The following is a 9777-nucleotide window of genomic DNA, read 5'->3' as shown; positions in this document are numbered from 1 at the left end:
CGGTACTACGACACCGCCCGGTTCATGGGCATGGAACTGGGCATGCACAGCGCCTATGAACTGGGACCGGGCACGGCCATCCGCCTTCACGTCGCCGCCTTTGCCTTCCCCTACACCATTCCCTATCACATCGTACACGGAAACGGGACCATGCCCATGTCGCTCCACGGCCTGGATGCCCACTACAACCAGTGGGTGGACGACGTCATCAAGGGCGGCAAGATGCCGTACGAGGACGGGTGCCTCCGCGTTCCCGAGGGGTCCGGGCTGGGCGTCGAACTCGACGTTGACCTGCTCGCAAAATACCAGTGGACCGAGGAGAAGCAGGCCCTGCACACCCGCCACATCGAGGCGATCCGGGCAAACCACCTCGACCGGCTGGGGTGGCGCAAGGACCGGATGGGCTGGCTGCGGTAGGTGCGCCACCTGGCGCCTTCCTGGCCGCCAGGCCGACTGCGCGAAACGCAACTCCGCCGCTGCGTCGGTCGCCTGCGGTCGCCGTACCGGTACCCGCAACTTCAGTTCCGCCGCATTCCCCCCAAGCCGCTCGACCGGAAGCAGGTCCGCGGCCCCATCCGCGTCCCCCCGACCCTCAGTTCCGTCTCATCCCGCCCAACCGCCACAACACGCCCACGACCCCCAGGCTCGCGATCCCGGCGCACGAGGCAAGGGCCAGGGGCGCGCCGGCTATACCGGCGAGCGCGCCGACCATCAACCGGCCCGGCGGACCGCCGCCGATGGCGAGTACCAGCAGGCCCATGACCCGGGCCCGCATGGCGTCGCTGGACGAGCGCAGGATGATCGAGGACTGCATGATGCTGAACCCGGTCTGGCCGATGCCCACCAGGATCAGCATGGCCAGGGATAGCGGGAAGGAGACCGAGAGGGCGAAGATCATCGTGGCCACGGCGTTGAGCAGGGAGCTGACGGTGAAGACGATGCCTTCCCGGTAGTACTGTCCCAGCCGGTCTATCAGAGCGATGCCCAGGATCGACCCGATGCCGGCCCCTGCGCCCAGGATGCCCAGTTCCAGGGGGCCGAGGAAGAGGACGTCCCGAACGAAAACGGGCAGCAGGACCTGGTAGGAAAAGGCGAAGGCGTTCATGAGGAAGGTGATGATCAGCACGCCCGAGATCCGGGGATTCCGGCGGGCATACCGGTATGCGAGAAGCAGATCCTTCCGGGGGCCGAGCCGGCCTTTCTTGCGGTCCTTCCGGTCCGTGGCGGCGGAGAGCCGGACGATGACGATGATCTGGACGATCTGCAGGAGGAAGAGAGCCAGGAAGCCGCCCTTCGTCCCGGCGAACTCGAGCAGGACGCCGCTCATGAGCGGGCCGATCAGCCGGGAGATGTTCTGGGGCACTGTCTCCAGGACCATGGCGTCCGTCGTCCGGTCCTTGCCCACCAGGTCCGGGATCAGCGCCCGGCGGCAGGACCAGTCGTAGGCGCTGCCCAGGCCGATGAGGATGGATCCGAGGACGACGTGCCAGAAGGCGAGATCGCCGAGGAAGGCGAGGGCCCAGAAAAGGCCGTTGACGATGCAGTAGATGAACTGCGCATTGACGATCAGCCACCGGTAGCTCACGTACCGGACCACCGTGCTGAAGAAGGGGCCGAAGAGCATGAACGGCCCCATGCGGCAGAAGCTGACCAGGGCCACCATGCCGGCCGAGTCGGTCAACTCCAGCACGACCCAGCCGACGATCAGTTCGTCCATCCAGCGCGTCTGCCACCAGATGCTGCTGGATATCCAGAGGTTACGGAAGTCGGGAATGGAAAGCAGGCGGGCCGCTTTCCAGCGTGAGCCAAGCCGCGCGAACATGGACGCCCTGTGGAAAATCCTGTTGACGGGCAGGTGGGACCATCTATATTCCGATTTAACTGACAATCAGAAACACCGGAAACCGGATCTCCTCGTCGTCTGCCGACAATACGGTCCGTCGGTGATTCTGGGACAAGTAAGCCTTTCTATCGGCCACAGTCAAGCGTTCCGCATACCTGTTCGAACACCTTGATTACGCCAGCTCAAAATATGGGAGTGTCGTCATGAGTGACGGGCTTCGCATTCTGTCCATCGGTGCGCATCCGGCCGACATATTCGACCAGTCGGGCGGCGCCATGGCCCATCACACCGCGCGGGGCGACTGGGTGGGATGCGTGGTGCTGACCCACGGGGCCCGCGTGCACGACAAGGTGATCAGCGACGACATGTTCCACGCGGATGAGGTGCCGGAGGGCGAAACGCTGAAGCAGATGATGGCGGAACGGTCCGACGTGAAGGCGGAAGAAGTGAAATCGGCGTGCCGCGCCCTCGGCGTGGAGGACGTCTATTTCATGGGGGCGGACGATGCCGTGCTTCTCCCGGAGCGGCCGATCGTACGCCAGCTCGCCAGCCTGCTGCGGGAGCTGAAGCCGGATGTCATCCTCACCCATTTCCCCGACGAGGGCGGCGGCACGTGGAACCCCCACGCCGTAGCCGGGCGCATCGTGATGCTCGCGCTGGGCCTGGCCGGTTCCGTCGACCCGGGCGACCGGCGACCGCCCCACCAGGTCGCGCAGGTGTTCTACTGGGGCTGCGGCGCGGCGAGTCTTCCGCGGAGCGTTTGGGATGCCCGCGGCGGGTATTACAACGACGTCTTCATCGACATTACGGACGTGGTCGACAAGAAGCTGGCGGCGCTGGACGCCCTGGTGAGCCAGGGCTACGGCGGCGCATACGCGCGCAAGCGCATCGAGACGTCGGACGGTGCCTTCGGCAGCGCGGCCAACGTCGCCTACGCCGAGGGGTTCATATCGGCCGGCTCCGAAACCCACTACTACTTCCCCGTCTCGTCCTATGCCCTCGAGCGGGCCCGGCGGTCGGACCACGAGAACATCGAGAAGGTCAGTTACAAGTACGAAGGGTGAGTTTCAGATACGAGGCGTGATAGCAAAGGCCAGTTACAGGCACGAAGCTTGAAGGAGATCACCATGCAACGGGTAGCATTCATTTTGAAGGTCAAGGAAGATATGATTGAAGGCTACAAGAAGCACCACAAAGAAGTCTGGCCCGAAATGCTGGACGCCCTGCGCGAGGCGGGATGGCACAACTACTCGCTGTTCATGCGGGAGGACGGGCTGCTCTTCGGTTACTGCGAGACACCGGATTTCGAGAAGGCGCTGGCCACCATGGCCGAGAAGGACGTCAACACGCGCTGGCAGGAGTTCATGGCACCCTATTTCGAGAACCTCGGCGGCAAGCACGCCGACGAGAACATGGTGCCGCTGGAACAGGTTTTCTACCTGGAGTAGCAAGTGCGCACCCCACGCGCAGGGTAACAAGGGTAAACAAGACCACTTGGACACCACCACCCTCGATACGCCCGTCCTGACGCAAGACGAAAAGCGGCTGATCCGGGACATCACCGATTCGCTGAAGGAATGCAGGAATCCCGATGCCGCGCATCTCGACCAGGCGATCTGCGAAGCCATCGCCCGGTTGAGCGACCTGGCGAAGGTCATGAACGCCTATCCTTCCCTGCTGGAGAGCCAGTCCCTCGGCCAGCAGAGGCGGGATGCCGCTTCCCTCATCGAGGCGCTGTCCAACGCCACGCTCTTCACCGTCGACATGCTGCTTCCCATGCGGGCCGCGGTCGGGCAGGTTTACGTCATGGCCAGGCTCAACCTGTTCCGTCTCCTGCACCAGGTGGCCCAGGAGGCGCTGGGTGGCCGGGACGACTTCACGGCCGTGGAAGACGCCATCGGCGGCCGGATCAGCCAGAGCATCCACAACAAGGTAATCGAATCCCTGCTGATCGCCGTTGTCTGCGACGACAGTCTCGGCCGCGCCGTCCGCACCAAGGCGGCCACCGCCCTGACCCACCGCTGAGAAGACCGGTTCTCCCGGCGCATCGAAGCCTTCCTGCCCGTCCTCGAGACCACCTGGGAAGCGCGGCGGCAGACCACCGTGCAGCTGGGCACCCTCATGGGCGTGTCCGAGATATTCGCCCTGATGCGCGCCGGCGGCGACATCAGGTTCCTCGACTATTTCTCCCGGAAGACCTGTCCGCCGGAAGAACTGCAGGCCTTTCGCGAGTTTCTCTTCAGCGTGTCCACCGAGGAACTCGAATCGCTGAACGACAGGCTGTTGAAGGGACAGGAAAACACGGCGGCGGACGCCGACGTCCGGATGGGCACTACGCTCTCGTTGTCGCCCACCTATCTCTACAACCACACGGCGACCGATTTCGTCACCCAGCTCTACCTGTTCTTCGTCAAGCGCCACCTCGAAGCCCATGCCCGGCGGATCCGAAACCTGCCTGGCCCCAAGCGCACGGCGGAAGAGTACGTGATGGTCTATTTCCTGGAGCAGTCCTGCTCGATGGACGGCGGCCAGGACGGCGGCAACCGCGACGACGCCAGCCAGGACGACGGCAGCCAGGTCCGCGACGACCCCAACGACAAAGACTAATCCGACAACAACCGCGCCGAAAACAACCCGCCCGGCGGGAGAGAGGAATCCGCGAAGTGATCAAACTCGGGTGCATGTCCCTCAGCTACGGCCACGCCATGCAGGAAGGCCGCATGGACCTCTTCGAGTTCATCGATCGCGCGCGCGAGCTGGAACTCGACGGGATCGACATCCATACCAGGGCGCTGGCGTCGGAGGACGACGCGTATCTGGGGGACGTCCGCATGCGATGCCTGCAACGGGGGCTGGCCATCTCCTACCTGGGCATAAGCAACAACTTCGGGAAGCCGGCCGGGGAGATCTCCGCGGAAATCGAGATGGTAAACCACTGGATCGACGTGGCCGCGCGGATGCACGTGCCGATGGTGCGCATCTTCGCCGCGTGGGACCGGGACGATACGCCCGCCTACGTCACCTGGTCCCGCATGATCTATGCGATTTCGGAGGTCGTCGCCTACGGGACCTCGCGGGGCGTCGCCGTGGGACTGCACAACCACAACCACGGCTGCGTGACCCGCACGGGCGACGACGTCATACGGATCCTGAACCAGGTGGACCACCCCGGTTTCACGCACATACTGGACACGGGCCAGTACGCCGGATCACCGGGCGCCTCGGGCAGAAGAGGCGACCCCGACCCCGCCTACGATTTCTATGGCAGCATGGAGAAAAGCGCGCCCCACGCCGTGCACGTCAGGGCGAAATTCTACCGCGTCCAGTCCGGCGAAGAGGTGTGGCTGGACTATCCCCGCATTCTCGGGATCCTGAAGAACGTCGGGTTCAACGGCTGGATGTCGGTCGTCTATGAAGGACAGGACGTCGAGGCCGAGGAGACCGCGGTGCCCAAGGCCGTCGCCTACCTGCGGCGCCTGCTGGCCGAACACGGCATGTGAGGCGCCGCGAGGAGCGCGGCGATATGGCGGCAGGATTCGGGATTCAGCTCCACCGTGACGCAGCGCCGTTCCAGCGACCGCGCGGCGAGGGCAATGGCTCCCTGGCCTGCAAAGGGATCCAGGACCGTTTCGCCCGCGTATGACCAGAGGCGGATCAAGCGCCTGTAAGGGTCTTCCAGGTTTTCGTCGGGCGTCCATACGGCCTGTCGGCCCGCCTGCCATGCTTCCTCGGGCACACGGCTCTTCTCCATGACGCCAGGCGCCGGCGGCCCGGGTTCGCCGGGCTTCCGGTAGACCAGGATCGTCTCGGCGTGCACCTTGGGCCGGCATCCCAGCGGCAGCCGAACGTCCGCCGCTTCCTTCCTCGGTTTCTTCCCCGGCTCGAACCAGTACCAGGTGGCCTCGTACTGAAATCCGGCCTCCCGGAGGCCGCGGTGCGTGTCCGCCACCAGCGCGACCGGCTCCTCCCGCCAGAGCAGGTCGGCGATCCATACGACGATCGCCCTGCCGGGCATCAGGCAGCGGAGGCAGTGCGCCCACACCCTGGAGAGGGAAGCCAGGAAGTCGGGATAGGTCTGGCCGAATCCGATCTGGTCGGGGTGACCATAGTCGCCGCCGTCCCACCACGGCGGGCAGGTCAGCACCAGGCCGGCGCACCTGTCGGGAATCGGGTCCATATCGCGCGCGTCGCCCAGCCAGAGCCGGACCTGGTCGTCATCGTGGTAAAGACGCATAATCGGAAAGGTCCGTCGGGGAGGCCGCCCGCAAGGTCCGTACGGAAGAAAACCGTATCGCAGGATGGTCAGGGGATGCGCCGCGGCCGGTCGTGCTACCGCGGGCGCAAAACCCCGCTACGCGCCTGGCCAGATTCGGCCAGCGTGCTCGATATGATCACTGGATTAGGACCGTCCACCCGGTAGCACGCCGCAGCCGACAGGGCTTCGTTCATGAGGGCGCCCGTCATGGACCGGGGCCAGCCGAACCATCGGTAGACCGCCTGCTCGTCGACGGCCCCCGCGGAGTCCACGGCGCCCACGATCAGGCTGCGCATGGCGTGCCGGCGGGTCATGGAGGCGGCTTCCCGCTCGATGTCGTCGGGCACCCACCGCTTCGTCAGTTCCCACACGCATGAAGCCGTGTCATGGATGTTCCTTCCAGGCCGGCCGGTCCGTCCGGGAACGATCAGCCACAGCTTTTCGAGTTCCAGCAAAGCCCTGCGGAAGGTTCGCCTGTCCATGCAGGCCGATCCGGCGAGACGATCGCGCAGCGCCTGTCCCGTGGCGGGACCGTCCCGCTCGATGCAGTCGGCCAGGCGGAAAGCCGCCGGGGATATCCGGTTGTTCTCCCGGGCGCCCTGGAACCCTTCCCCTTCCATGGCCAGCAGGGCCGCCCAGTGCTTCCGGGCGACCAGCGTGGGTCTGCGCTTGACGAAGGTGCCGAAGAGACAGGGAACGGCTTCCGGCAGGTCGCTCAGCCAGATGCTGGCGATACCCGGTCCCGTGCTTATCCGGTTTCCATTACCGGGAAGATCGGCCCTGCCGTCTATCGCCTCCTGGATGCTGGGAAGTTCCGTTCCGGAAAAAACCGAGACGAAACACCGTTCCAGGATGAACTCCCCGGCCTGCTTCCTGTTCTTGAGCCGGCTGGACGGTGAAAGACGGTGGCTTTCGGTCACGCGCCCGCGGACATCCTCGGGCAACATGGGAAACAGCTTCGACTTGGTTAGAATGGACATAAACGATGCTTTCGTCGAACCCGCGGTCACGCGGCGGTCTGCGCGGCGAGGGCCGCCCCGATGATCCCGGCCTGGTTTCTCAGCCGGGCGGGCACGACCTCGGTATCCACGGTGAAGCACGGGGAGAACTTCTCGTACTTGTTGCTGGCGCCGCCGCCCACGATGATCAGATCGGGGCGGATCAACTCGTCCAGCTTGCAGAGGTATTCGTTCACGCGTTCGCCCCATTCCAGCCAGCCCAGTCCCTTCGCCTTCCGCACGCTCTCCGCGGCATACTTCTCCGCCACGCGTCCTTCCATCTCGATGTGGCCGAATTCCGTGCTGGGCACGAGCGCGCCATCGACGAACAGGGAGGTGCCGATGCCGGTTCCCAGGGTGGCGATAACCACCACCCCGTCCCTGTCCCTGCCCGCACCGTACCGCATTTCCGCGATGCCGGCGGCATCCGCGTCGTTCACGAACACGACCGGCCGGCCCGTCGCCTTCGCCATGCGCTCGGCGGCGTTGACGCCGATCCAGGAAGGGTCGATGTTCGCGGCGGTCCGCACCGTGCCTTTCTTGATCACCGCCGGAAATCCGAATCCCACGGGGCCCGGCAGGTCGAAGTGACGGACGATTTCCGCCGCGGTCCTGATGACGTCCTTCGGGGTGGCCGGCCTGGGGGTGGCGATCCTGAACCGTTCCGTCTCGAGTTTTCCGGTTTCCAGGCAGACCGGCGCGCCTTTAATGCCCGTTCCGCCGATATCGATACCCAGAAAACTCACGCGGGTTCTCCTTCCACGGGCTCTTCTTCGGGGTGAGCGGGGTGGACGGGGTCCTGGTCGCGGGGGGACGTGATCCGCCAGTAGTAGCCGTCCGGATCCAGCATGCGGAAGTCCCTGGCGCCCCAGGGCTGTTCTTTCAGCGGTTCGTGTATGGTCGCACCGGCCTGTTGCATCCGTGCATGGAACTGATCGATATCCGAGGTTTCCAGGACCAGTTCGACACCCACGCCCCGAGCGAGCGCCTCGACGGGTTGTTCCCCGGGATCCGGATACCAGAGCAGTTCGTCGGTCTTCAGTCCCAGGACCAGGGCGTTCCGCTGGAGCAGGATATAACCGGGATTGCTTGTGCGCTCCTTGAAATCGAAGGTTTCCGTGTAGAAAGCGGCGGACACCCGCAGGTCCTTCACAGCCAGGTTTACCTGGAGTTTCGTGGATTGATTCTGGACCTGGACCTGGTCGGCCCGGGGGCCGCGGGAAGTGAACTGGACGGTATAGGTCACGCGCTCGCCGACCTGCAGCAACGAAAACTGTGCATTCTTGATGTTGGATCGATGGAAGAACAGGTCCTCGTTCTCCGGCGTGTTGATGAACCCGTAACCCCTGGTCTGGTTCAACCTGGAAATCGTCCCCTGAGGCATAACCCGTCCGTCCTGGTTCCGTGGAACCGTTGAGAGGAAAAAACCCGGTGTGACGCGATGGGAAGGTGGAATCGGGTCAGGCCGTTCCACCTCTGGGCGGCGCAGCGATGAAGATGGGCGCTGGCGTCTCGCCCGCCTGTTAAACCGTATCGGCTGGCCCCGGTTCCGTGACCGGTAGCAAAGATCCATGTTAGGATTGCCGTGAGGGGCAAGTCAAGGGTTTTTCTTCATTCACGACGAGGTACATAGAGGTTGACAACGGCCGGGGGTTCGCCTAGACTATCCGGAGTAATCGCAACAGGAAAAACACCCATGAAATGGAAGCCTTCCCGGCAGCGGGACCCCTTTTTGACCATGCGCGCATTCCATCTGAAACCGATCCTGCTGGGCCTGCTGTTCTGGTGCGGATGCGACCAGAATCTGCGTCCTTTGCCCGAAGACGGCGGACGGGTGGCCGGAAGGTCCGCAGTGGAGGCAGAGCGGACGATCGATGGCCAGCGGGTGGCCGGCCGAAGCTTCGAGGAAGGACAGCCCACCGCGGTCCCGGCAGACGGTGCGAGCGTGTCGGGAACCATCGACATCGCACCGGAACTCTTCGCGCGCCTCAGAGGCTCCGAGACCCTGTATGTCATGGCGAGACGGGGCGCGGGCGGACCGCCCGTGGTCGTCAAGCGATTCAGAGGCCTGCAGTTTCCCATGGCCTACACACTGACCGGGGCGGACCAGGCCGTCCAGGGGCCGCCATTCACCGGTGAAGTCACCATCGTGGCGCGTATAGACCTGGACGGAAACGCCGGCGTCCCCCAGGCCGGGGACATGGAGGGGATCATTCCCCGGGTGAACATCGGTGATTCCGGGGCGGACGTCGTCATCGACACGCTGTACTAGTCGGCGGCCACATGCTATACGGTTCCCCCGATCGGTTTTTCCAGCGGCGGACATGCACGCCTCCCGCTTTGCCCGCGCTCAAGAGATAACCTGATGAATACCGAACTGCTCACAGCGCCCGAATCGTTGCGGCGGCTCGTCCTCGACCTGCGCCAGATGGAGACTTTCATCGAGGCCCCCCTCGTCATCCGAAAAGCGGACGGGGTCTGGTACGAAGACGTAAACGGTCGCCGGATCCTCGACGGCATATCGGGCATCTTCACCGTGAACGCGGGCCACAACAACCGGCGGATCATCGAGGCGGTCAAGGCGCAGCTGGACACCATGGCCTTCGCGCCGCCGCTTCACGCCACCAGTCCCCCGGCCATCGAACTGGTCCTCCGGCGTCACTTCCGACAGCCGCCGGACC

13 protein-coding genes are annotated in these 9777 nt (G+C 64.5%); 8 read left to right on the top strand and 5 right to left on the bottom strand.

Going from position 1 to position 9777, the window contains the following annotated elements; all coding sequences use genetic code 11:
• A partial coding sequence (locus tag OXG98_04215) for a hypothetical protein (GenBank protein ID MCY3771208.1) occupies positions 1-417 on the top strand: 417 nt, incomplete at its 5' end.
• A 175-nt stretch (positions 418-592) separates the two neighbouring features.
• On the opposite strand, the gene OXG98_04210 is transcribed toward OXG98_04215, so the two are convergent.
• Positions 593-1888: an MFS transporter gene (locus OXG98_04210; protein ID MCY3771207.1), complete on the bottom strand. Its 1296-nt coding sequence runs from the start codon at positions 1886-1888 to the stop codon at positions 593-595.
• Between the two features lie 158 nt (positions 1889-2046).
• Between OXG98_04210 and OXG98_04205 the strand changes: the two genes are divergently transcribed.
• The 5 genes from OXG98_04205 to OXG98_04185 all read left to right on the top strand — a co-directional run bounded on the left by OXG98_04205 (position 2047) and on the right by OXG98_04185 (position 5343).
• Positions 2047-2907 (top strand): PIG-L family deacetylase, encoded by an 861-nt coding sequence (locus OXG98_04205; protein ID MCY3771206.1) that lies wholly within the window; start codon positions 2047-2049, stop codon positions 2905-2907.
• A 63-nt stretch (positions 2908-2970) separates the two neighbouring features.
• Positions 2971-3291 (top strand): L-rhamnose mutarotase, encoded by a 321-nt coding sequence (locus OXG98_04200; protein ID MCY3771205.1) that lies wholly within the window; start codon positions 2971-2973, stop codon positions 3289-3291.
• A 46-nt stretch (positions 3292-3337) separates the two neighbouring features.
• Positions 3338-3868, top strand: coding sequence for a hypothetical protein (locus OXG98_04195; GenBank protein ID MCY3771204.1), 531 nt, complete (start codon positions 3338-3340; stop codon positions 3866-3868).
• Between the two features lie 78 nt (positions 3869-3946).
• Positions 3947-4450, top strand: a complete 504-nt coding sequence (locus OXG98_04190) for a hypothetical protein (GenBank protein MCY3771203.1) — start codon at positions 3947-3949, stop codon at positions 4448-4450.
• A gap of 56 nt (positions 4451-4506) precedes the next feature.
• Positions 4507-5343, top strand: coding sequence for a TIM barrel protein (locus OXG98_04185; protein MCY3771202.1), 837 nt, complete (start codon positions 4507-4509; stop codon positions 5341-5343).
• Here the strand turns inward: OXG98_04185 and OXG98_04180 are convergent.
• The 4 genes from OXG98_04180 to OXG98_04165 form a co-directional block, all read right to left on the bottom strand.
• Positions 5307-6077, bottom strand: a complete 771-nt coding sequence (locus OXG98_04180; protein ID MCY3771201.1) for a DNA methyltransferase — start codon at positions 6075-6077, stop codon at positions 5307-5309. The genes OXG98_04185 and OXG98_04180 overlap by 37 nt on opposite strands.
• Before the next feature lie 95 nt (positions 6078-6172).
• Positions 6173-7078: a winged helix DNA-binding domain-containing protein gene (locus tag OXG98_04175; GenBank protein MCY3771200.1), complete on the bottom strand. Its 906-nt coding sequence runs from the start codon at positions 7076-7078 to the stop codon at positions 6173-6175.
• A gap of 26 nt (positions 7079-7104) precedes the next feature.
• Positions 7105-7842, bottom strand: coding sequence for an ROK family protein (locus tag OXG98_04170; GenBank protein MCY3771199.1), 738 nt, complete (start codon positions 7840-7842; stop codon positions 7105-7107).
• Positions 7839-8480, bottom strand: coding sequence for a cold shock domain-containing protein (locus tag OXG98_04165; GenBank protein MCY3771198.1), 642 nt, complete (start codon positions 8478-8480; stop codon positions 7839-7841). The genes OXG98_04170 and OXG98_04165 overlap by 4 nt, the downstream gene beginning before the upstream one ends.
• 312 nt (positions 8481-8792) lie before the next feature.
• Between OXG98_04165 and OXG98_04160 the strand changes: the two genes are divergently transcribed.
• Together OXG98_04160 and OXG98_04155 are read left to right on the top strand one after the other, a co-directional pair.
• Entirely contained in the window at positions 8793-9368 is a 576-nt protein-coding gene (locus tag OXG98_04160) for a hypothetical protein (protein ID MCY3771197.1), read from the top strand.
• A gap of 93 nt (positions 9369-9461) precedes the next feature.
• On the top strand, positions 9462-9777 hold a 316-nt coding region (locus OXG98_04155; GenBank protein ID MCY3771196.1), incomplete at its 3' end, for an aminotransferase class III-fold pyridoxal phosphate-dependent enzyme.

The sequence above is a fragment of the Gemmatimonadota bacterium genome (genome assembly GCA_026706345.1).
Classification (GTDB): domain Bacteria; phylum JAAXHH01; class JAAXHH01; order JAAXHH01; family JAAXHH01; genus JAAXHH01.
Note: the sequence above shows the minus strand (reverse complement) of the source record. Positions and strands in the feature narration are given on the sequence as shown.